Raw genomic sequence first — 22,443 nt, 5'->3', positions numbered from 1 at the left:
TTCTGTATTTAGAAACTCACTGTGCAAGCGTCTTGCTTCGTTCTTACTGTGTTTGAAAACTTGGTCCAAACCATTTGAAAATTGACTATCCATATTGTTGTTTCTCGTCGTTTAATTAAAGATATATAAAAATCTTTGAATTCTTTATTAAAGTTACAAATACTTTACCAAATATAAATCAGGACTATATGGCAGTAACATATTTCCTAATATCCTTGAAAATGACTACGTTTGTTTACCCTAAAAAGAATAATATGACTCCTGAAATCACCAACTATATTGGTTACGCTGCGTCTATCTTCGTGGTAACAAGTTTTGCCTTAAAAGACATCAAAAAAATTAGGATTCTCAATTTAATTGGCTGTGCTTTTTTTGTACTCTATGGTATTTTCAATGGCTATCTTTGGCCAGTTATTATTCCTAATGGTATACTCTGTTTTATTCAGGTTTATCATTTGATCAAAAAAACGTAAATTTCTACGGTGAAAGTAATCGTCAGTGTTTTTAATAATTTATATACAGACCAACGTGTAGAAAAGGTTTGTGCATCATTAGCTGAAAATGGGTATGAAATTAATCTTATTGGAAATAGTTGGGGCGGTTTGGTCAAAATGGAACGAAACTATTCCTTCTCTAGAATAATATTAAAGTCGAAAATTCTGCGATACGCTTACCTGGAGTTTCAGTGGAAACTGTATCACGATTTATTAAAGAAGGCAGATAAAAATTCAGTTTTATTGTCTAATGACTTAGATACGCTTTTACCCAATTATTTAATTTCAAAGAAACTTGGAATTCCTTTAGTTTTTGACAGCCATGAAATTTTCACCGAGATGCCTTCATTAAATGGAAGATTTACCCAAAAAATCTGGCGCAAATTAGAACAAAGCATTGTTCCAAAAGTACGGTATATGATGACAGCAAGTGAAAGCTATGCTGACTGGTTTGCAAAAACCTATCATATCGATCGACCTGTCACCGTTCAAAATTTTCCCATAAAAATCGATAACCCACAACAATACTCCGAGATCAATTTTCCTAAAATTATTTTATACCAAGGCGTCATTAATCCTTCGCGTGGATTAGATAAAATTATTACTGCAATGAGCAAGATCGAGGATGCGGAACTTTGGATTGCTGGCGATGGACCAAAAAAAAATGAATTTGAACTTTTAACGAAGACTTTAGGTTTAGATGATAAAGTAAAGTTTTTAGGAAAACTACTACCCAAAGATTTGCGTGAAATTACAAAGAAAGCAGATGTCGGTTTAAGCATCGAAGAAAATAACGGACTAAGTTATTACTACTCCATGCCCAATAAAGTTTCTGATTACATCCAGGCCCGAATTCCCGTTATCGTTTCAGATTTTCCCGAAATGAGAAAGGTTGTTGATCGTTTTCAAGCAGGTGAAAAAATAAAAGAACATACTCAGTTAGCCGACAAAATAAAAATTGTTCTTCAAAATGGAAAATCGTTCTATACCTATAATTTAAATAAAGCTGCGGCTGAATTATGCTGGGAAAGGGAAGAACCAAAATTACTTCAGTTGTTTAAAAAAGTAACGGACGAAAATTTCTAACACCTAATTTCCTATCTTTGTGCAAATTGAATTGAGCAATGACCATCAAAGAAAAACAGCAGGAAACTGTAGAAGCATTCGCTTTTATGGAAGATTGGGAACAGAAATACGAATACATTATCGACCTTGGTAAAGAATTGAAAGGAATATCAGAGGACAAAAAAACCGATGATAATTTAATCAAAGGTTGCCAGTCCAAAGTATGGATCGATGCGGAATTCAAAGAAGGAAAACTCTACTTCAACGCTGATTCAGACGGTATTTTACCCAAAGGGATCATCTCTCTTTTAGTTTCCATTTACAGTGGACATTCTACTCAGGAAATTTTGGATTCTGATTTCAAATTCATTGAAGAAATCGGCTTACAGGAATTTCTTTCTCCCTCCAGAGCCAATGGCTTGATGGCGATGACCAAGCAGATTAAGTTCTATGCCGTTGCATTTGAATTAAAATCGTGAACAGAATTTTAGCATACCGTTTCTCCGCTTTTGGTGATGTCGCAATGACGGTCCCAGTTTTCACTGAGTTTCTTCAGCAAAACCCTGATGTAGAAGTGGTGATGGTGTCCCGCAAGAATTTTCAGGATTTATTTGAAGGAATTCCTAATCTTATTTTTAAAGGAATTGATTTTGACGAATACAAAGGAATTTTTGGCTTACGAAAATTAGGAAAATTTTTACTGAAAGAAGTTCAGCCTGATTACATTGCTGATTTACACGACGTTATAAGAACGAAGACTTTAGATTTGTTTTTTATAAAAAATGGTTTTAAGGTCTATAAAATCAATAAAGGAAAAGAAGAAAAAGAACTGCTTACCGACGTTTGGAATTTAGATAAGAAAAAACTGACTCCAACGAGTGAGCGTTACGCTGATGTTTTTCGAGCGATGAATTTCAAATTAGAACTTTCACATCAGTATCCGATAAACTCATCCATAAAAAATGGAATAGGAATCGCACCTTTCGCACAGCACAAAGGCAAAATGCTTCCTTTGGAAAAAACTTTCGAAGTAGCGAAAACCCTGGCAGAGCATCATAAAATCTACTTTTTCGGAGGTGGAAAAAATGAAGTAGAAATCCTTAATAATTGGCAACAGCAAATTCCAAATTCAAAAAACTTAGCCGGAACTTTAACCTTAAAAGAAGAATTACAGAAGATTTCAGAACTTGAAGTGATGATTTCTATGGATTCTGCGAACATGCATTTAGCGAGTCTGGTGGGAACACGTTGTATTTCAGTTTGGGGATCAACGCATCCTTACGCCGGATTTCTGGGTTATGGACAAAGTGAAAATGACATTGTTCAAGTCAAAGATCTAACGTGTAGACCTTGTTCTGTATTTGGTGATAAGGAATGTTATCGCGGCGACTGGGCTTGTTTAGAAGAAATTCAGATTCAAAAAATCATTGATTTAATATAAACTATAAATCCTTCCAGTTTCCTGAAAGGATTTCTTATTCTGATCTATTCTGCTTTTACAGAAACTTCTCTCCTCTTTTTAAATTTTTTAAATCTTGCACATAATCTTTGATTAATTGATCATTATCTCTGGGACAGATCAAAAGTGCTTTCTCTGTGTCAACCACGATATAATTTTCTAACCCATCGATGACAACCGCTTTATGCTCATTTTGCAGTTTAACTAAATTTCCTTTAGCATTGTAAATAACGACATGTTTAGTATTGACGGCATTTCCATTTTCACCTTTATCGGCATTCTCATAAATGGAAGTCCAGGTTCCTAAATCGCTCCAACCAAGATCAGATGGAATAACATACACATTCTCAGCTTTCTCCAAAATGCCATTATCAATAGAGATTTTATTGACCTTTGGATAGATGATATCAATACAACTCTCTTCCTCTTTTGAATTGTATTCACAACTTTCAAAACTCTCTGACATTTCCGGCAAATAATTGTTGAAAGCCGAAAGGATAGAATTAACATTCCAGACAAAAATTCCTGCATTCCATAGAAAATCACCGCTTTCTATAAAAGTTTTAGCAATTTCTAAATCTGGTTTTTCGGTAAAGGTTTTCACTTTATAATACTGAGAATTCTTTTCTTCGACAAACTGAATATAACCATAACCCGTATCAGGACGTGTTGGTTTAATACCTAAAGTAATTAAATAATCATTTTTTTCAACCAGATTAAAAGCAAGTTCAGCTTTCTTTAAAAATATATTTTCCTTTAAAATTAGATGATCTGCTGGGAGTACAATAATATTCGCATTAGCATTTTTCGCGGCAATTTTTTTGGCCATATAAATGTTACAGGCGGCCGTATTTTTCATCATCGGTTCACCAACAATATTCTTAGCATTTATTTCCGGAAGTTGCTCCACAGTAAGTGAGATATATTCTTTATTCGTAATGACAAAGATATTTGCGATAGGGACGATCTTTCGAATTCGATCGTAAGTTTGCTGAATCATGGTTCTGCCGGTTCCTAAAATATCCTGAAACTGCTTCGGGTATTTTTGAGTGCTAAGCGGCCAGAATCTACTTCCGACGCCTCCCGCCATTATAACGCAGTAATTATTTGATTTAGACATATTTAGCTTATTTTTTCTACTCGAGCCAAAGGTTTGAAAATATATTTCTTACCAGTATCGAGCTGTATACAAAGATAGTTTTTTTTACGTTTTTCCTCAATGATATATATCTGCTTTCTATAAATGAATTGGTCCTTGATGTCTAAATCTTCAATGTAGGAACTTTCATCTTCATAATCCTCAATGTGAAAGTACCTTACCAAATCTGGGCTCGACATAAAATTAGCCTTTGGCGACTTTGAAAATTTTAAAATGATGGATTTTAAATCTTCATCATAAACTGCAAAACTTTCTAAAAGCATTATTCTGAAAGTATTTTTCCATTCTACACCATGCGGAGAAATCCGATGCCCATAATTTTCAAAAGCTAATAAATGCGCTAATTCATGGGTGAGCACGAAGAAAAAAAGTGGTGGTTGTAAGGTGGAATTAATAGTAATCTGATGCGATTTATCCGCCATTTTTCGGTAATCGCCCAGTTTAGAATTTCTGCCCCGGGTAATTTTTATGTGAATAACGTAATCGCCGAACCACTTTTTAAGGTAAGGCAAACAGTTTTCAGGCAAATATTTTTCTAAAAGCGAGATGGACATTTTGCAAAAGTACCGTTAAAAATACTAAAGAGAAAGTGGTATCCCAGCATAGAACTTCAATAATTTTAAGCTGAAAAGATAATTGTATTTCGCTTGTGCAACACTTCCTTGAGCATTTGCGTAATTATTTCGGGCACTGTTAAGGTCATAAATCGTGGCGCGACCAGCATTATAACTTTTCTCTGCAAAATCAAGTGCAAGTTTTGAACTTTTCTCGGCTTGCGAAGCGGCAAGGAAAGATTCGTAGTTGCTTTCTGCATCGAACTGGGCTTTTTGCACATTTTGTAAAACTTCCTGTTTTTGAAGGGTCAATGAGTTTCTGGCAATATCTTCATTAATTTTAGATTGCTCCACATTTAAGCGTGTAATTCCTTTATTAAAAATGGGAATGTTTGCGTTAAGACCGATCTGTTGCCCAAAATTATCTTTATACTGTTTAAAAAAACCACTTTCCTTAATTGGACTTCCATTAATATCGCGCCCTGCATAGTCTGTAACCAAAGAATTAAAATAGGAAGAACCTACTCCCGCATTCGCTGAAATAGTTGGGTAAAAAGCAGTTTCGGTAATTGCAGTCTGCGCTTCTGCAGATTTAATTCTTACTTCTGCAGCTTTTATTTGAGGCTGATTTTCAAACGCTTTATCAATGATCTGATCGGCAGAATATAAAGGCGCTTCAATTTCATTTTGAATATCTACATTTTGAACGTCAAAGTTTTTATAATCAGGAAGTTGTAAAAGCATAGCAAGTGAAAACAAACTTCTTTCGGTATTGATTTCTGCGCTCTTTACATTTTGTTTTTCTCTGGCCAAAGCAGCTTCAGCTTCAGCTAAAATAGTTTGTGGTGTGGTTCCAACGTCCGTAGTGATTTTAGCTCTCTGGTACAACTTCTCCGCATTAGCCAAAGCACTTTCTGAAATTTTGGTAATCTCGCGGTTTAATAAAATAGAAAGATATTGTTGGGCGATCTGAAGAGAGATATCATCTTTAATTTTGTCAACATCAAACTGACTTGCTTGAACATCAAACTCTGTTTTTCTAATGCTTTTTTCTAATCGGCCGTTATTGTATAACAAAATATCTGCGCCAACACTGGCTCTGTTACTAAAGTTGTCATTTCGGTTCGTTGTTCCAAAAATATCCACGCCCTGCCCGAAACTTACATTATTGTTGATCGTCCCAGAAACTCCCGGTAAATATTGGCGTTTAGCGACTTCCAATGAATTATCCTGAAGCTTTTTATTATAGGAGCTCTGCAAAACCTGTAGATTGTTCTCTACGGCGTAATTAACAGCCTCTTCTAAAGTCCATACTTTCTGAGAAAAGACGAAGGGCGAAAGCAAGCTCAGCAAAAAAACGGCAGATTTTTTCATTAATGATTTTAAAGAATAAGACGAACTTTTTGGTCTTTTGTTACAATAACTGCGTTAGAAATACTTTGAATCTCCATATTCAAATGTAAAGGTTATCGAAAGTTAGTTTTGAAGAAAGATTGCTTAGATTATTTTCAGAAAATAAAATAGTTTGATTTATTTGAAAATCTTAATCAATAATTCCAAATTTTCTCATCAGATAAATAGCGTTCATACTTTTGGTAACCCCATTTTGCAGTTTATAATCCGTCTCCAGTTCGCCGTCAATATTTTGAAGTTCAAAACAATAATTTTTGATTTTTAAAGGAAATTTATCTTCAATTTTTGTTAAATCTAAATCATGCGTTGCAATAAGACAGGAGAATAGTGTCTCGCTTTTCATTAATTTTTCTAAGAACAATTCCGAACCTGTGAGCTTATCCTGAGAATTGGTGCCTTTTAAAATCTCATCTAAAATAATAAACTGAGGTTCGCCTTTCTCTAAATTCTCAACTAATTTTCGAAGACGAAGGATTTCTGCATTAAAATAAGAAGTGCCGTCGCTGAGGGAATCGCTCGTTCGCATCGAGGTGAAAAGCTTCATCGGAATAAATGTAAATTCTTTCGCCGCAACCGGACAACCCATCATTGCTAAAACCAAATTGGTTCCTACCGCTCGCAGAAAGGTACTTTTACCCGTCATGTTAGCACCCGTTATAATTGAAATTTCAGTGCTTTGACTGATGGTGAAATTATTGGAAACTACTTCCGTTTGAAACAATAAAGGATGGATGAGTTCTTCTGTTCGAAGCTTAATACCTTCTTCATTGATTTCGGGCAAGATATAAGCTGGATTTTTAAATTTGAAAATTCCCAATGAAATTAAGGCTTCATATTCTGCAAAGGCCTCAAACCACTGCGGTAAATCGTCATTGATATTTTGAAATTGCTTTTCAATTTTAAGTGCAAAATTAAGATTCCACAAGAAAAAATTATTGAGAATCACTCCGATATTACTTTGTCCGCTTTCATAATTCCGGAGCAAACGCGCCAGCTTTTCAATTTCTTTGCGGGAAGATTTACTCTTCCCTGATCGGAGTTTATTTTGAAGAGACTGATTTAATTCTTCTTTAAAACTTTCATTTTCGATATGAGAAAAAATATTCAAAAACTGCTCATATTGATTAGAATCAAAGGAAAGCATCTCTCCTAATTCCTCCATTTTCTTTCGATAAATGTACAAGACAATTCTGGAAATGATTAAAATCCCCACGAAAATTAAACCGATAAGTCCTCCAGATATTGAAGTGAATATGACCAAAAACAAAGCAACTAAACTCAATATAGGAACTACGATTGTTGCGATCTTCGCTAAAATCGGATTGTTAAAAACTGAATTTAATTTTTTAGGATGCGAGATCTTTCGTTTAATTTCCATTGATTTCGCCAAAGTCAGAAAATGAATATTCCACTCGGTTTTTGCAGACAATTCGGCAACCGATTTTTGACGCCGAATGATCTCCTCTTTTTCCATGTTTAAATCTAAAAGTAAATCTTTCAGTTTATTTTTTCCTAAAGTGGTCTCACCGTAATTAAGATAACTGAACAGCGAGTTTTTACCCAGAATATCAAGATCTTTTGCAAAAGGATGCTGATCAATATCTTCCTCAAAATTTAACCCAGTTTCGAATTCTGTTTTGGTGATCACTTCACTGCCAATATGAAGAAAGTTCTTATAAAACTGCAATTTCTCTTTTACATCAACAAGGAAATATCCTAAAACAAAAAACAGAACGGTGAAGAAAACAGCTAAATATAAATGGATTTTCAACCCGCCTTCAAGAATGAAATATTGTAACAAAAAATAAGTAATAGTCAGAAAGACAGCAACTCTAACCCAACCTACAATGCTTAGTTTTTTTTGTAATTTTTGTAGAGTTTCCTTTTTCTCAGAAAGTAATAAATGCAATTCTTCCATTCTGTGTTAATCCTTTTTCAATTCTCCGATTCTACTAACAATCGGCATTGAAAAAATCCCGCTCGTTTGTAAATATTGTTCGTAGAAAACTTTCGCTTTTGCCGCAAAATCTGGATTTGGAGTTTCTTTATTTCTAAAATAGAACAGATTTCCCAACAATTCAAAATACGGAATATGATGACCTTTTTCTTTGTCAGTAATCAATTGAACTATTTCCTCCGCAGGCATTGCAGCCAAAGTCTCAAAATTCATTTTGAAAGTGTCATTCATATTGGTGTCAAAAACCCGTTGAAGTTCTATTTCGTCCCCACCGCTTTCTCCACCTAAAATCATTTTAGAAAGAAATTCTGAAAACTGTTTGACTATTCTGATGATGTAATCTTTGTCGTGAATCATGATTTTTTAATTTAAATTAATAATAAAATATTATGCAAAGAAAATGTACGCCAAAATTACCGACGTAATCACTCCGACCAAATCTGCTAAAAGCATTGCTGTTACCGTATATCTCGTATTTTTAATTCCTACTGCTCCAAAATAAATTGCAATCACATAGAAAGTCGTATCCGAACTTCCCTGTAAAACTGCTGCCAATCTTCCCTGGAAACTATCTGCGCCAAAAGTCTGCATCGTATCAACCATCATCCCTCTTGCGCCAGAACCAGAAAGAGGTTTGATCAAAGCAGTTGGTAATCCATCGACAAATCTGGTGTCAAAACCAACGACCATTGCGACCCATTTCATTCCATCAATTAACACATCAAAAACGCCGGAAGTTCTCAAAAGTGAAATAGCGATCAACATTCCGACTAAATAAGGAATGATTTTTACACAAGTCCAGAACCCTTCTTTTGCACCGTCAATAAAAGCATCGAAGACATTGATCTTCTTATAAAGTGCTCCCAGAACAATACCGAAGAAGATCAGAAGGATAATTCCGTTGCTCAATAACATGCTGAAATTATCTAAACCTTCTTTGCTTAAACTTACTAAATAAACAACCAATAATCCGACGATAGCAGAAATTCCGCCTACATAAGCAATCACTACGGGCTGCAGCAAATTAATCTTCTGATACAATGAAACCACGATCATCGCGGCCATTGTTGCTGCGAAAGTCGCGATCATACATGGCAGAAAAATATCCGTCGGCGTCTGCGAACCCATCGACGCCCGAATGGCAATGATAGAAACCGGAATTAAAGTCAGTCCGCCCGCATGCAAACACAGAAACATAATCTGGGAATTACTCGCATTGTCTTTATCAGGATTTAAAGTTTGTAAACTTTCCATCGCCTTCAATCCAAAAGGCGTTGCGGCATTATCCAACCCTAAAAGATTGGCAGAAAAGTTTAATAACATGTGTCCAAAAGAGGGATGGTTTTTGGGGATTTCAGGAAATAATTTAGAGAAAAACGGTTGAATCATTCGAGATAAAAGGTTGATTCCACCGGCTTTTTCGGCGATACTCATAAAACCCATGAACAACGTCATGATGCCAATTAAACCTAGACAAATTTTGACGGCAGTTTCAGAGGTGCCAATCACACCATCAGTTGCCTGAACTCTGTAAACCGCAACTTGAGATTTGGCAGAATCGGTTTTATAATGAATTCTATTTTGTTCAAAATCTGGTTTTAATAATAAGGCACTTTTAATTTCAGGATTTAATTGATCGATATTTTGAGTTGCGATCTGCACGGTATCACCACTTTTACCAACAACCATATCGTTATAAATCGCTTTGTAAGAATCCGAAAATATATATTTGATGCTCCCTACAATAATGGCGACAATAATAAAGGCGCTCCAAATCCTGCTTAAAACCATGAATTAAAAATTTGAGTAAAAGTAACTAAAAAGTTTATTTTTAAAGGAATTAGAAGGGCAAATTATCGACTTCAGCAGTTTTACAATCAAAATGAATTAAGGAAACTTTTAAAAATAACTTCAAAATTGAACATAAAAAAATTCTGCTTTCATTTGAAAACAGAATTTTTTAGGTTTTGAATATTTTACTGAACGGCTAGAAATTCGACACCATCGTTGGAGTCATCTTTATTTTTCCTTTCAAAATGGCGATGAAAATCAGCGTAATAATCATCATACTCTCTTCGTTTCTTTGATAAAAATTTTCTCACCCCAAAAAACGTGAGACCAATAATAAGACCCACGCTTCCCGCTAATATAATTCCTGTTTCTTTTCGCATACTTTAAAATTATGAGTCTAAATTAAGCAAATTGTATTCCTTTCAAAGAATCATTTGTTTTAAAGTTTGTTAAAATTGAAAGTGAAATCTTTAATTTTTGCTAAAATTCATTTTAAATACAGTGATTTCCCAGATACTATAAATATTGCTTCGAACTTTTTCCACTCCTTCGCCTTCTTTTTTCTTTCACTAAAAAATCTTACTTTTGAGGAAATCCTCAATTTATGAATGTTAAAACATTTGCTCTTGGTGCAGCCGGATTAATGCTTGCATCTTGCGCTCCGCAAAAAATGACCAAAAATCTGAATTATCCCGAAACAAAAAAAGTCGAACATACTGACGAGTATTTTGGGACCAAAGTACAGGATCCTTATCGATGGTTAGAAGATGACCGCGCCGAAGACACCAAAGATTGGGTTCAAAGAGAAGTTGCTTTTACCAACGATTATTTAGCGAAAATTCCTTTCCGTGAAGAGATCAGAGCGCAATTAAAAGACATCTGGAACTACGAGAAAATCGGCGCACCTTTTAAAGAAGGAGATTTTACTTATTTCTATAAAAATGATGGACTTCAGGCACAATCTGTTCTGTACCGAACAGATAAAGCTGGAAAGACAGAAGTTTTCCTTGATCCCAATAAATTTTCAGATAAAGGAACCACTTCTTTAGCTGGAGTTTCTTTCAATAAAAAAGGAAACCTGGTTGCCTACTCGATTTCTGAAGGTGGAAGCGACTGGAATAAGATCATCATCATGAATGCTCTCACCAAAAAGATAATCGACGAAACGATTATTGATGTTAAGTTTTCTGGAGCATCTTGGCTGGGTGATGAAGGATTTTTCTATTCGAGTTACGACAAACCAAAAGGAAGTGAACTTTCTGCAAAAACCGATACTCACAAAGTCTATTTCCACAAATTAGGCACGAAACAAAAATCAGATGAGCTGATCATTGGCGGTGATCAATTCAAAAGAAGATACATGGGCGTTGGCGTTTCTGATGACGAAAGATATCAGATCTTAAGTGCCTCGGAAGCAACAAACGGAAACGAATTATATATCAAAGATCTACAAAAGAAAACAGATTTCATTCCGATTCAAAAAGGATATGATGTCAACACCAACGTGATCGATTCCAAAGGAGATTTCATTTACGCACTAACTGATAAAGACGCTCCAAATATGCGTTTGATCAAATTTAATATTAATCAACCTGATGTCTGGACGGATGTTATTCCTCAAACCGAAAATGTCTTAAGCGTTTCAACAGGCGGCGGATATTTATTCGCAAAATACATGAAAGATGCTGTAACCTCGGTGCAGCAATTAGACTATAATGGAAAACTGATCCGTACCATCGATTTACCAGGAATCGGAACTGCAGGCGGTTTCAGCGGAAAAGAAAAAGAGAAAGATCTCTATTTTTCTTTCACCAATTATATTACGCCGGGAACCATTTATAAATACAATGCAGATACCGGTAAATCTGAAGTGTACCAAAAACCTCAGGTAAAATTCAATCCTGCAGATTACGTTTCAGAACAGATTTTTTACACATCCAAAGACGGAACGAAAATTCCGATGATGATCAACTATAAAAAAGGACTGAAACTCGACGGAAAAAACCCAACGATCCTTTATTCTTATGGTGGATTCAACATCAGTTTGCAACCTTCCTTCTCGGTAGTTAATGCGATCTGGATGGAGAACGGTGGAATTTACGCCGTTCCAAATATCCGTGGTGGTGGTGAATACGGAAAGAAATGGCATGATGCTGGAACTAAAATGGAGAAGAAAAATGTGTTTGATGACTTCATCGCAGCAGGAGAATATTTACAGAACAAAGGATATACCTCAAAACAATATATGGCACTTTCTGGCCGTTCCAACGGTGGCCTTTTGGTTGGCGCTGTGATGACCATGAGACCCGATCTGGCCAAGGTTGCTTATCCAGGAGTTGGTGTTTTAGACATGTTGCGTTATAACAAATTTACGGCTGGAGCGGGCTGGAGTTACGATTACGGAACTGCAGAAGACAGCAAAGAAATGTTCGATTATCTGAAATCTTATTCACCGGTACATAACGTGAAAAAAGGCGTTTGCTATCCTTCGACCATGATCATTACAAGTGATCACGATGACCGTGTTGTTCCAGCGCACTCGTTTAAATTCGGGGCAGAATTGCAGGAAAAACAATCTTGTGGCAATCCGGTTTTGGTGAGAATTGAAACCAATGCAGGACATGGCGCAGGTAGAAGTACCGAACAGGTGATTGGCGAAAATGCTGACATCTTGAGTTTTGGACTGTACGAAATGGGTTTTAAAACTTTGAAGAAATAATTGAAGAACGAAAGGTATTTTTATTGGGGCAGCTTCATCCGTCCTCCACTCCCAATCTTTTTTGCCAAAGCAAAGGCCACCGCAAAAAAAAGGATTTCCGTTCAGGCCGGGCTGCAGACCAGAATAACTTTCACTATTTCGTCTTAGATTACAAACAGAAACTTCCCGTGAGATCATTCACGGGAAGTTTTGTTTTTAGGGACCGATTATTAAAAGCCTAATTTATTTGGTATTCTTTTGTAAAAAGTAAAAAGCCTTAAACTCTTGCGTCTTTGTAAATAATGAAATTAAAGTCCGAACACAACACCTACACTCGGTACAAAGCCACTTCCGAAAACAGAATCGTCTTTTTTGTACAGCACATTGTACATTCCGCCGATTTGCATATACGCTCTGTCACCAATCCTCTGCATATAACCGCCACCGAAATAAAGGGCAGCTTCATCACCTGAATATTTTACATTGGTCACTTTGTTTTTCTGATTGAAAAAATATTCCTGAAACATTCCGCTGAGATAGAAGTTTCTGGCGATATAGTAATTCATAAAAGGTCCGACTCCGATCGTGTTAGACGAATAATATTTAGCGTTTGTCCAGGTAAGATCGGATACAATTCCGGCTTCCAAGCTTTCGGTCAGTTTGTAACCAATTCTTGGTGAAACATAAATCGAAGTTCCGCCATTATTACTGCCAAAACTTCCACCTAACCCAGCAGAACCACCGAAAGTCCATTTGGAATTTTCGCCTCCTAATTGGGTTGAAGTTCCAATTTGAGCTTGTGCAGAGATAGTTAAACTGAGTATCGAGAGAAGAAGTAGTTTTTTCATCACGTGTTTTTTAAAGATTGAACAGTCAAAATTAAGTCTTTTTTTGAAATCAAAAATTTCTGCACCAAGCCTAAACAATTTTTTCACCGCAAAAGCATAAACAAAAGCTTGCTTGAGTAAAAATTCAAAAGGATGCTAAATGTTTCTAAAGGAATACTTTTCCATTTTGCCATCTTTTGAAAAACTTGTTTTCATTATTTTTCTTTTGCCTCTTTTGTGGTACAACTAAAATATTTAAACACAAATGCCACGAATGATTTCACAAATTCCACCAATTAAAACCGCTATTATTTTGAAATCGAAAATTTCTATAATTACTATAAATTTTCACTTTTTGACTGCGTGAGAATTTTGACAGAAAACGAATCCTTTCTCTTAGCCCCGATGGCAGCGGTATCCTTTCTCTTTTCCTCAGAAAAGAGAAAGATTTAGCGGACAGCGGGACGGGTCTTCAAATAAAGCAACAACTTTGAAGCTTCTAAAAATCATTAATTAATGTTGTAAATTTGCGCCCTCAATAAAGAGCATCCTTGAAATGCTTTATAATAGGAACATATGAAAATTGTAGTAGGACTTTCTGGAGGTGTAGATTCCAGTGTTGCAGCGTATTTGCTGCAAAAACAAGGTCATGAAGTGGTGGCGCTTTTTATGCGGAACTGGAATGATGCGTCGGTGACTTTGGAAGATGAATGTCCCTGGATCGAGGACAGTAATGATGCTTTGATGGTCGCACAAAAACTCGGAATCCCGTATCAGGTCATCGATATGAGCGAACTGTATAAGGAGAAGATCGTGGATTATATGTTCGACGAATATAAAAAAGGCCGCACGCCAAATCCTGATGTTTTGTGTAACCGTGAAGTGAAGTTTGACGTGTTCCTGAAAACAGCCCTATCACTTGGTGCTGAGAAAGTTGCCACGGGACATTACGCACAGGTGAACTCTACTTTTGATGAAAATGGGAAAGAGATCTTCCATCTTTTGGCGGGAGCGGATAATAATAAAGATCAGTCCTATTTTTTGTGTCAGCTGAATCAGGATCAGTTGTCGAAATCGCTATTTCCGATCGGGGAACTGACGAAACCTGAAGTTCGGGAGATCGCGCGGGAAATGAATTTGGTGACGGCAGATAAAAAAGATTCGCAGGGATTATGTTTCATCGGGAAAGTGAGTTTGCCGACTTTTCTGCAACAACAGCTGGAACCAAAAGAAGGTGAAATCGTAGAGATCTTTAAAGATTTTAGTGGTTTTCATCAGGAAATTCCTGAGTTTTCTTCAAAATTAGAAGAATTACAATTTCTATCACAGAAAATTAATTACGAAAAATCAGACGGAAAAGTAATTGGCAAACATCAGGGTGCGCATTATTTTACGGTGGGTCAAAGTAAAGGTTTGGGAATTGGCGGCCATAAAGAATCCTGCTTTTTGATTTCCAGAGATATTGAAAAAAATATTGTTTTTGTGGGCGAAGGAAGAAATTTCCCGGGATTGTTCAGAAGCGCTTTAAAAATAGAAAATTCAGAAGTTCATTGGGTTCGCGAAGATCTGCGTTTGCAAAACGGCGAATCGATGAAAGTACAGGCCAGAATCCGGTACCGACAAACTTTGGAAGAAGCGACGCTTTACCAGTTTGAAGAAGGTTTATTCATCGAGTTTGTGAATCCGCAATCTGCGATTGCGGAGGGACAATTTGCGGCTTGGTATGATGGTGAGGAATTGTTGGGAAGTGGGGTGATTTCTTAAATTTTTCTTTTTTTATCAATAAATTTGAATTCCTTTTGATTTTTCAGGGGGAATTTTTGGTATTTTAGCGATGAAATCGTTTATTAAAGCTTCCTTTCTCTAAATGTCCGAATTTGATACGGTAATATAATTTTTTGATATTTATAAATAAATTATGCTCAACACAAAAGGCCATGCATTAGGAAATTGCAGATAAAAAAAAACATGAAACTTACAGATGACTAAACTTTATCTACTGACTATTTTTACCCTATTATCGTTCGTAAACTTAACTGCACAGGACACGCTACGCTCCGATAGAACTAAACATTTAGAGGAGGTTGTTATAACTTATCAAGCTGATAAACGAACACCGGTAACTTTTCAAAACATTTATTTAAAAGAAATCAAAGAAAAATCAACAGGACAAGAACCATCATTTTTACTTTCCCAAACCCCTTCAATAACAAATTATTCAGACGCAGGTAACTCGCAAGGATATTCCTATTACAGAATTAGAGGAATTGACCAAACCAGAGTCAACACCACATTTGACGGAATGCCAATGAATGAACCCGAAGACCAAGGGGCGTATTTTGCAAACTATCCTGATATTTTAAATTCAGTAAGCAAGATTCAAATTCAACGTGGTGTAGGAACATCTAAGAACGGTGTGGCAAGTTATGGTGGAAGTTTACAATTATTTTCACCCAATCTTTCCGACTCCACAAAAACTACTTTTGGTTTGGGTTACGGCTCTTTCAACAGTCTACGGGTATTTGGAGAATATAACAGTGGAATAAAAAATAAAAAAGCTCTTTATGTCAGAAGTTCACAAATTTATTCTGACGGATATAAATACCATTCTTCTAACAATTCGCAATCTGTATTTTTAAGCGGTGGTCTTTTCGAAGAAAAGTCAATTTGGAAAATCAACTTTCTGGCAGGGCATCAAGAAAATGATATGGCTTGGATAGGCGTTTCAGATTCTATAATTGAGAAAGACAGAAGAACGAACGCCAATAACGAAAAAGAAAAAGATCGATTTTTTCAAATGCTAACACAAATACAAAACTCTTGGAAAATCAGTAATTCTTCTTCCCTTCAATCAAGCATATATTACACGTTTTTAAAAGGCAACTACGATTTTGACTTAAATAACTTCCTGGAACTTCCATCAACAAACGAATTGTACAATTATGCTGTTCAATCACATTTTGTAGGATTTTTCAGCAACTATACTTTTTCAAAAAAACAATTTAATTTAACAACAGGACTTCACGGAAACATTTATAACAGGCAACACACAGGAAGCGAAAAAGCTTTAGGACAGCTTTACCAAAATACAGGTTATAAAAACGAAATGAGTGTTTTCACAAAAGCAGACTATACATTTAATTGGTTTACATTTTTTGCAGATGTTCAATATCGGCATGTAATTTTTGACTATAATGGTTCTATTGACTTGCCCAAATTGGAATGGAATTTTATAAATCCTAAAGCAGGACTGAGCGCTACTTTCAATTCAAATTCTACGCTATATTACAGTGTTGGTTATACAGGTAGGGAACCGACAAGAAACGATATGTTCGGTGGAAATGATGACTTGTTAGCGGACAGTTTGGGAAACCCAATTTTAGCCAATACAAAACCCGAATATGTACTTAATCACGAATTGGGCTTTAGACTTAAAAATAACAAACTAAACTTGAATGTGAACCTGTATTATATGGACTTTAAAAATGAAATTGTTTTGGATGGGAAATTTGGTCCAAATGGTTTGGCTCTTACCAATAATGTTGAACAAAGTTTTAGAACAGGGGTTGAAATGAGTTTAACGTACAAGGTGAATAAACATTTGTCTCTCGTAAATAATTCAGCTTTCAATTATAGCCAAATAAAAGAAAATTCGGAAGTATTTAAACCAATACTAACTTCACCGATAATAATATATCAAGAAGCCATTTTTAATAAAAATAATTTTGCAGTCGTACTTTCTGCAAGATACCAATATCGATCATACATTGATTTTGCAAATTCCGAAACTGTAAAAAGCTACGTTCTATTGAATAGTAGAGTGACTTATCAATATCAAAAATTTCAGTTTTCACTTTTCTTAAACAATATTACGAATGCCAAATACTTTAATCATGGATATGTGGACTTTGACGGCAGCAAAAAATATTTTGTACAAGCTCCGACCAACTTTTACAGTTCAATTCAATATAACTTTTGATGACATTTTTTGACATAAAAAATATCGCTTTTGAAATAATCGGCTACCCAATTAGCTACGTTGAGTTGATTGGAACATTGTTCGGATTGTTATCAGTTTATTTTGCATCAAGAGCGAACATACTTACTTGGACAACGGGAATAATCAATGAATTGTTTTTATTCATCCTGTTTTTTCAAGTTCATCTTTATGCCGACATGTTTCTACAAGTATTCTTTTTTTTAGTTACCCTTTACGGTTGGTATAACTGGAAACAAAAACCCCAACAAAACAGTATCACGTCAATCAGTTCTAAAACTAAAATTTGGCTTGCAAGTGTACTTATTATCTCGACAATAATTGCAGGTTTTTTCATTAAGAATATCCACTTGTATTTGCCTAATTATTTTAAAATACGAGCAGCATTTCCTTTTATCGATTCTTTTGTAATGGTTTTAAGCATAATTGCTACAGTCTTACTCGCCAAAAAGAAAATTGAAACCTGGTATTTGTGGATCTTGGTTGATATTGTTTGCGTTTTCTTGTTTTTCAAGAAAGGGATTGTGTTTTTAGCTTTGGAATATCTTGTATTTCTTGGACTGGCAACTTATGGATTATGGAATTGGAAAAAACAATTAAACAATGGTTAAAGCATTTTTATTTGGGAAATTTTTGCCTTTTCACCAAGGACACGAGGCAATGATAAATTTTGCTTTAACAAAGTGTGATTTTCTTACTGTTTTAGTTTGCTGTAGCGATAAAGAGAATATTCCTGGTATGACAAGACAAAAGTGGATTGAAAAAACTTTTGTAACGGAAAAAAATATTGAGATAAAGATTTTCGACTACTTAGAAAGTGAATTCCCAAACACTTCCGAATCTTCACAAAATGTCTCAAAAATTTGGTCAGATAAATTCAAAGAGCTTTTTCCAGATTATGACTTAGTAATTACGTCGGAAGCATATGGATATTATGTTGCTTCATTTATGAATATCCGACATATTGCTTTTGATATTCCCAAAAAAATCTTACCTATTTCTGCTTCTGCCGTCAGAAAGGACCTTTTTGCAAATTGGAATTTTTTACCAGATAGCGTGAAACCTTATTTTGTAATTAAAGTCATCGTGCTTGGAACTGAGAGCACAGGAAAAACGATATTAACAGAAAGACTTGCCAAACATTTTAATTGCAGTTCCGTAAATGAGACAGCCAGAGAAATAATTGACAATTCAAACTCATTTGAATTTGACGAATTACATCGTGTTGCGAGCGAACACGCCAATCGAATTAATAACGCTACTCTAGGTAAAAGTCCACTTATTATTATTGATACAGACATACACATTGCAAAATCTTATGCAAACTTCCTATTTGATAAAACACTGAATGTTGAAAACAAAATTTATAATGCCAATAAAGCTGACTTATATCTTTATCTCACTAATAATGTAGATTATGTTCAGGACGGAACACGATTGAGTGAAATCGACAGAAATTTATTAGACATTTCACACAGAAATATATTGCAGCAGCACAACATTGATATAACAGAAATAACAGGAAGTTGGGAACAACGGTTTGACAAAGCAGTAACAATAATAAAAAGATTAAAAGAGAATGTAAAAATAAGAGCATAAAGTTGTGAATCAATAGGGTAAAGTACCACATCCAAATCTTCTGCTTTATATTTATTTTTGTATTAACTGAACAGTTAAGTTATAAAATCTAATACTCATCACACATTAAAACCTTAATTTCAACTTCGCTCTGCAAAAATTTTTTTAAAGCAGTAGAGAGCTTTAAAATAAAACCCAAATGCCCAAAAAAACAATAGCTATCGCCGGCGGAACCGGAAATCTTGTTGGTAGAATAATTAAATGAAAAAAGCAGTATTCAACTGGAGTGGCGGAAAAGATTCTGCTTTGGCGCTTCAAAAAGTTTTGGAAGAAAAAGAATTTGAAGTCATTGCACTTTTGACCAACATGAAAGAAGAAACCTCCAAATCTTCGATGCATGCGATTCCGTTGGAAATATTGGAAAGACAGTCCGAAAGCATCGGAATTCCGCTTTATACCGTCGCCTCTTCTACCGCGCTGAAAAATTACGATCAGAAAATGAGTGACGCTGTTCATCATTTTAAAGAACTTGGAGTGAAGCATTTTATCTTTGGCGATATTTTTTTATCAGACGTAAAAGCGTACCGGGAAAGCAAACTTCAACCTTTGGGAATTGAAGTTGTAGAACCGCTTTGGGATAAAACCTCTCAGAAAGTTATTGATGATTTTCTGGCTTCCGGAATTCAATCAAAGATCATTGTTACGCAAGCTGATCTATTAGACGAAACTTTTATTGGAAAAGATCTGGATGCGGATCTGATCAACTCATTTCCCAAGAACATCGATGTTTGTGGAGAAAACGGCGAGTATCATACATTATCTTATGCCGGAGGATTGTTTCAAAAAGAAGTTGAGTTTACCATTTCTGAAACAGTAAAAACCTCATTTGATTTCACCTTAGATACAGGAGAAACAAAAACTTTTGAATATTGGCAGGCTGAACTGACGGTTTAAAAATAGTTTTACTTCTTTCTTTATTTTCTAATTCAGTTTTGTTAAAAAACGATCATTTTTTACTGCTAACTGCTTTCTTAAAATTCCTAATTCTTCAAAAATGAAAAAAACAGAACTATCCAAAGAAAGAACGAAAGAACTTATTACGATTTTAGAGAAACGGTTTGTAAATAATATCGAACGTCATTCGGATTTACAGTGGGAAGATGTTCAAATAAAATTGAACGAAAATCCCACCAAATTATGGTCGCTCAATGAAATGGAAAAAACCGACGGCGAACCTGATGTTATTGGCTACGACAAAAACACAAACGAATTTCTATTTTGTGATTGTACAGCTGAAAGTCCAAAAGCACGTCGCAGCGTATGTTATGATAACGAAGCGTTAGAAGCCAGAAAAGAAAATAAACCCAAAGACAGCGCCGTCAATTTGGCGAAAGAAATGGGAACTACCTTATTGAATGAAACTCAATATCGGGAGCTTCAAAAATTAGGAAACTTCGACACCAAAACATCCAGTTGGTTATCGACGCCGCCAGAAATCAGAACGTTGGGTGGTGCGATATTCGGCGACTGTCGCTTCAATCATGTTTTCGTTTATCACAATGGTGCAGAATCTTACTATGCTGGCAGAGGATTTCGGGTACTTTTGAAACTTTAAGCTTTAGCGATTTCAAGGATCCTAAAAACTCACCAGAAATTCTATCAGCACTTTCTTACAAGTGATTTCCCCAAATTTTCCCACAGGAAACATTCAGCGTTATTTGAGAGAATCTTCTGCTGTACCTACGACTTCACCATTTTGTAATTTTTAAAATAAATTCAAAAATTACCGTATATTTTTATTAATCTAATATTGAATTAATCGTTTTTTGCGGCAGAATTAGGAATGTGACAAAAATTTCCTTATATTGGCTTTCTTGCTTATCAAAAAAATTACACTGGAAATTATAAAAACAATTATTTGTTGTTGATTTCTCTTTAGAGTACTGAACTCTTTCGTCTGCATTCTTCAGAAATTTTTACAAGCTATTATTAACTGTTGAGAACCCTTTTTCTTAAGGCGTTCCAATTCAATTTTAAAAAAAATCATATGAGTAATAAAAATATTTTGAAAAACAAACGCGTTGGTATTATTGGTGCTGGGCCGAGCGGTCTTGCACAAATTCGTGCGTTTGAGGCTTTAAAAGATCAAGGTTTTGCCATGCCTGAAATCATCTGTTTTGAAAAGCAGGATAACTGGGGCGGAATGTGGAATTATTCCTGGCGAACCGGCGTAGGGAAATATGGAGAGCCTTTGCACGGAAGTATGTATAAATATTTGTGGTCGAACGGTCCGAAAGAATGTTTGGAATTTTCTGACTATTCATTTGACGAACATTTTAAGAAACCGATCTCTTCTTATCCGCCACGTCCCGTCCTGTTCGATTATATTCAAGGACGGATTAAAAAGAGTAATGCCCGCGAGTATATTCGTTTTGACACGACTGTTCGTTGGGTCAGTTTTGATGAGGAATCTGAAAAATTTACGGTGATCCTTGACGATTTAAAAATTGACAAAACCTATTCAGAAGAGTTTGATTATTTAGTGGTTGCTTCAGGACATTTTTCAACACCGAATATGCCTTACTTTAAAGGAATAGAAAATTTCCCGGGAACGGTAATGCACGCCCACGATTTTAGAGGTGCTGACCAATTTAAAGATAGAAACATCTTGTTGATCGGTAGTAGTTATTCTGCGGAAGATATCGGCGTTCAATGTTATAAACACGGTGCACAGTCGATAACCTTAAGTTACAGAAGCAATCCGATTGGGATCGAGTGGCCAGAAGGAATTAAGGAACTTCCTTTGGTGACGCACTTTGAAGATGATATCGCTTACTTTAAAGACGGTACCACGGAAAAATTCGACGCGGTAATTATGTGTACCGGTTACCAACATAAGTTTCCGTTCTTACCAGACGAAATGCGTTTGAAAACCAAGAACAATTTATATCCGGATCATCTTTACAAAGGAATTTTCTTTAATGAACTGCCACAGTTGATCTATTTGGGAATGCAGGATCAATATTACACCTTCAATATGTTCGATACGCAAGCTTGGGTAGCGCGGGATTATATGATGGACCGTTTGCAGTTACCAACACCAGCGGAAAGACGACTTGATATCGATCAGTGGTTAGAAAAGAATGAGCAGGCAGAAACAGGTGAAGAGCATGTAGATTTTCAAACCGCCTATATCAAAGATCTATTGGCGACGTCTGATTATCCACATTTCAATGTTGATCAGGTTGCGGTGATGTTTAAAGAATGGCTTAAAGATAAAGAGGAATGCATCCTGACTTATCGCGATAAAACCTATCAAAGTGTAGTCACCGGAACAATGGCAGCCGTACATCACACGGAATGGATGGATGAACTGAATGATACCAAGGAACGTTATCTTTACGAGGTAAATGAAGAACCGCTGATTGCAGAAAGAATCTAAAAACTGCTT

20 protein-coding genes are annotated in these 22,443 nt (G+C 35.6%); 12 read left to right on the top strand and 8 right to left on the bottom strand.

All coding sequences use genetic code 11. From position 1 onward, the window contains the following. Positions 1–254 precede the first annotated feature (254 nt). Genes ACEYOS_RS09235 through ACEYOS_RS09220 form a run of 4 tightly spaced genes read left to right on the top strand, consistent with a single transcriptional unit; the run spans position 255 to position 3,000 of the window. Positions 255–473, top strand: a complete 219-nt coding sequence (locus ACEYOS_RS09235; RefSeq protein ID WP_373781307.1) for a uroporphyrinogen decarboxylase — start codon at positions 255–257, stop codon at positions 471–473. Between the two features lie 9 nt (positions 474–482). Then, entirely contained in the window at positions 483–1,580 is a 1,098-nt protein-coding gene (locus ACEYOS_RS09230) for a glycosyltransferase (RefSeq protein ID WP_373709615.1), read from the top strand. 38 nt (positions 1,581–1,618) lie between these two features. Further along, positions 1,619–2,038: a SufE family protein gene (locus ACEYOS_RS09225; protein ID WP_373709616.1), complete on the top strand. Its 420-nt coding sequence runs from the start codon at positions 1,619–1,621 to the stop codon at positions 2,036–2,038. Next, the gene (locus ACEYOS_RS09220; RefSeq protein WP_373709617.1) at positions 2,035–3,000 is read left to right on the top strand and encodes a glycosyltransferase family 9 protein; all 966 of its coding nucleotides are present in this window, start codon (positions 2,035–2,037) and stop codon (positions 2,998–3,000) included. The genes ACEYOS_RS09225 and ACEYOS_RS09220 overlap by 4 nt, the downstream gene beginning before the upstream one ends. A 55-nt stretch (positions 3,001–3,055) precedes the next feature. Here the strand turns inward: ACEYOS_RS09220 and ACEYOS_RS09215 are convergent, their stop codons facing one another. From ACEYOS_RS09215 to ACEYOS_RS09185, 7 genes are all read right to left on the bottom strand, one after another. Further along, entirely contained in the window at positions 3,056–4,138 is a 1,083-nt protein-coding gene (locus ACEYOS_RS09215) for a mannose-1-phosphate guanylyltransferase (RefSeq protein WP_373709618.1), read from the bottom strand. 2 nt (positions 4,139–4,140) lie between these two features. Beyond that, positions 4,141–4,731 (bottom strand): SprT-like domain-containing protein, encoded by a 591-nt coding sequence (locus tag ACEYOS_RS09210; RefSeq protein WP_373709619.1) that lies wholly within the window; start codon positions 4,729–4,731, stop codon positions 4,141–4,143. A gap of 24 nt (positions 4,732–4,755) precedes the next feature. Then, positions 4,756–6,105, bottom strand: coding sequence for a TolC family protein (locus ACEYOS_RS09205; protein ID WP_373709620.1), 1,350 nt, complete (start codon positions 6,103–6,105; stop codon positions 4,756–4,758). 169 nt (positions 6,106–6,274) lie between these two features. Next, positions 6,275–8,062 (bottom strand): DNA mismatch repair protein MutS, encoded by a 1,788-nt coding sequence (locus ACEYOS_RS09200; RefSeq protein WP_373709621.1) that lies wholly within the window; start codon positions 8,060–8,062, stop codon positions 6,275–6,277. Between the two features lie 6 nt (positions 8,063–8,068). Further along, positions 8,069–8,458: a hypothetical protein gene (locus ACEYOS_RS09195; protein ID WP_373709622.1), complete on the bottom strand. Its 390-nt coding sequence runs from the start codon at positions 8,456–8,458 to the stop codon at positions 8,069–8,071. Positions 8,459–8,488: 30 nt separating this feature from the next. Next, entirely contained in the window at positions 8,489–9,892 is a 1,404-nt protein-coding gene (locus ACEYOS_RS09190) for a nucleoside recognition domain-containing protein (protein ID WP_373709623.1), read from the bottom strand. A 185-nt stretch (positions 9,893–10,077) separates the two neighbouring features. After that, positions 10,078–10,272, bottom strand: coding sequence for a hypothetical protein (locus ACEYOS_RS09185; protein ID WP_373709624.1), 195 nt, complete (start codon positions 10,270–10,272; stop codon positions 10,078–10,080). A 263-nt stretch (positions 10,273–10,535) separates the two neighbouring features. On the opposite strand from ACEYOS_RS09185, the gene ACEYOS_RS09180 reads away from it, so the two are divergent. After that, positions 10,536–12,611, top strand: coding sequence for a prolyl oligopeptidase family protein (locus tag ACEYOS_RS09180; protein WP_373709691.1), 2,076 nt, complete (start codon positions 10,536–10,538; stop codon positions 12,609–12,611). Positions 12,612–12,898: 287 nt separating this feature from the next. On the opposite strand, the gene ACEYOS_RS09175 is transcribed toward ACEYOS_RS09180, so the two are convergent. Then, positions 12,899–13,438, bottom strand: a complete 540-nt coding sequence (locus tag ACEYOS_RS09175) for a hypothetical protein (protein ID WP_373709625.1) — start codon at positions 13,436–13,438, stop codon at positions 12,899–12,901. 555 nt (positions 13,439–13,993) lie between these two features. On the opposite strand from ACEYOS_RS09175, the gene mnmA reads away from it, so the two are divergent. The 7 genes from mnmA (at position 13,994) to ACEYOS_RS09140 (ending at position 22,434) form a co-directional block, all read left to right on the top strand. After that, entirely contained in the window at positions 13,994–15,181 is a 1,188-nt protein-coding gene (gene mnmA, locus ACEYOS_RS09170; RefSeq protein WP_373709626.1) for a tRNA 2-thiouridine(34) synthase MnmA, read from the top strand. A gap of 217 nt (positions 15,182–15,398) precedes the next feature. Then, complete coding sequence (locus ACEYOS_RS09165) at positions 15,399–17,396, top strand: TonB-dependent receptor (RefSeq protein ID WP_373709627.1); 1,998 nt, start codon at positions 15,399–15,401, stop codon at positions 17,394–17,396. Then, positions 17,396–18,025, top strand: coding sequence for a nicotinamide riboside transporter PnuC (pnuC, locus tag ACEYOS_RS09160; RefSeq protein ID WP_373709628.1), 630 nt, complete (start codon positions 17,396–17,398; stop codon positions 18,023–18,025). Before ACEYOS_RS09165 ends, pnuC begins: the two co-directional genes overlap by 1 nt. Next, entirely contained in the window at positions 18,018–19,013 is a 996-nt protein-coding gene (locus ACEYOS_RS09155) for an AAA family ATPase (RefSeq protein ID WP_373709629.1), read from the top strand. The genes pnuC and ACEYOS_RS09155 overlap by 8 nt, the downstream gene beginning before the upstream one ends. 240 nt (positions 19,014–19,253) lie before the next feature. After that, on the top strand, positions 19,254–19,946 hold the full coding sequence (locus ACEYOS_RS09150; RefSeq protein ID WP_373709630.1) for a diphthine--ammonia ligase: 693 nt from the start codon (positions 19,254–19,256) through the stop codon (positions 19,944–19,946). 100 nt (positions 19,947–20,046) lie between these two features. Next, positions 20,047–20,607 (top strand): DUF4256 domain-containing protein, encoded by a 561-nt coding sequence (locus ACEYOS_RS09145; protein ID WP_373709631.1) that lies wholly within the window; start codon positions 20,047–20,049, stop codon positions 20,605–20,607. A 450-nt stretch (positions 20,608–21,057) separates the two neighbouring features. Beyond that, entirely contained in the window at positions 21,058–22,434 is a 1,377-nt protein-coding gene (locus ACEYOS_RS09140) for a flavin-containing monooxygenase (protein WP_373709692.1), read from the top strand. The last annotated feature ends 9 nt before the right edge of the window (positions 22,435–22,443 follow it).

The organism is Kaistella sp. (genome assembly GCF_041824135.1).
In the GTDB taxonomy this organism is placed as follows: Bacteria; Bacteroidota; Bacteroidia; order Flavobacteriales; family Weeksellaceae; genus Kaistella.
Note: the sequence above shows the minus strand (reverse complement) of the source record. Positions and strands in the feature narration are given on the sequence as shown.

Bases quoted from the DNA above. Each gene is read 5' to 3' on its own strand.
- ACEYOS_RS09235 (WP_373781307.1), top strand. From the start codon at position 255: ATGACTCCTGAAATCACCAACTATATTGGTTACGCTGCGTCTATCTTC.
- ACEYOS_RS09225 (WP_373709616.1), top strand. From the start codon at position 1,619: ATGACCATCAAAGAAAAACAGCAGGAAACTGTAGAAGCATTCGCTTTT.
- ACEYOS_RS09215 (WP_373709618.1), bottom strand. From the start codon at position 4,138: ATGTCTAAATCAAATAATTACTGCGTTATAATGGCGGGAGGCGTCGGA.
- ACEYOS_RS09210 (WP_373709619.1), bottom strand. From the start codon at position 4,731: ATGTCCATCTCGCTTTTAGAAAAATATTTGCCTGAAAACTGTTTGCCT.
- ACEYOS_RS09205 (WP_373709620.1), bottom strand. From the start codon at position 6,105: ATGAAAAAATCTGCCGTTTTTTTGCTGAGCTTGCTTTCGCCCTTCGTC.
- ACEYOS_RS09200 (WP_373709621.1), bottom strand. From the start codon at position 8,062: ATGGAAGAATTGCATTTATTACTTTCTGAGAAAAAGGAAACTCTACAA.
- ACEYOS_RS09195 (WP_373709622.1), bottom strand. From the start codon at position 8,458: ATGATTCACGACAAAGATTACATCATCAGAATAGTCAAACAGTTTTCA.
- ACEYOS_RS09190 (WP_373709623.1), bottom strand. From the start codon at position 9,892: ATGGTTTTAAGCAGGATTTGGAGCGCCTTTATTATTGTCGCCATTATT.
- ACEYOS_RS09185 (WP_373709624.1), bottom strand. From the start codon at position 10,272: ATGCGAAAAGAAACAGGAATTATATTAGCGGGAAGCGTGGGTCTTATT.
- ACEYOS_RS09180 (WP_373709691.1), top strand. From the start codon at position 10,536: ATGCTTGCATCTTGCGCTCCGCAAAAAATGACCAAAAATCTGAATTAT.
- ACEYOS_RS09175 (WP_373709625.1), bottom strand. From the start codon at position 13,438: ATGAAAAAACTACTTCTTCTCTCGATACTCAGTTTAACTATCTCTGCA.
- mnmA (WP_373709626.1), top strand. From the start codon at position 13,994: ATGAAAATTGTAGTAGGACTTTCTGGAGGTGTAGATTCCAGTGTTGCA.
- ACEYOS_RS09165 (WP_373709627.1), top strand. From the start codon at position 15,399: ATGACTAAACTTTATCTACTGACTATTTTTACCCTATTATCGTTCGTA.
- pnuC (WP_373709628.1), top strand. From the start codon at position 17,396: ATGACATTTTTTGACATAAAAAATATCGCTTTTGAAATAATCGGCTAC.
- ACEYOS_RS09155 (WP_373709629.1), top strand. From the start codon at position 18,018: ATGGTTAAAGCATTTTTATTTGGGAAATTTTTGCCTTTTCACCAAGGA.
- ACEYOS_RS09150 (WP_373709630.1), top strand. From the start codon at position 19,254: ATGAAAAAAGCAGTATTCAACTGGAGTGGCGGAAAAGATTCTGCTTTG.
- ACEYOS_RS09145 (WP_373709631.1), top strand. From the start codon at position 20,047: ATGAAAAAAACAGAACTATCCAAAGAAAGAACGAAAGAACTTATTACG.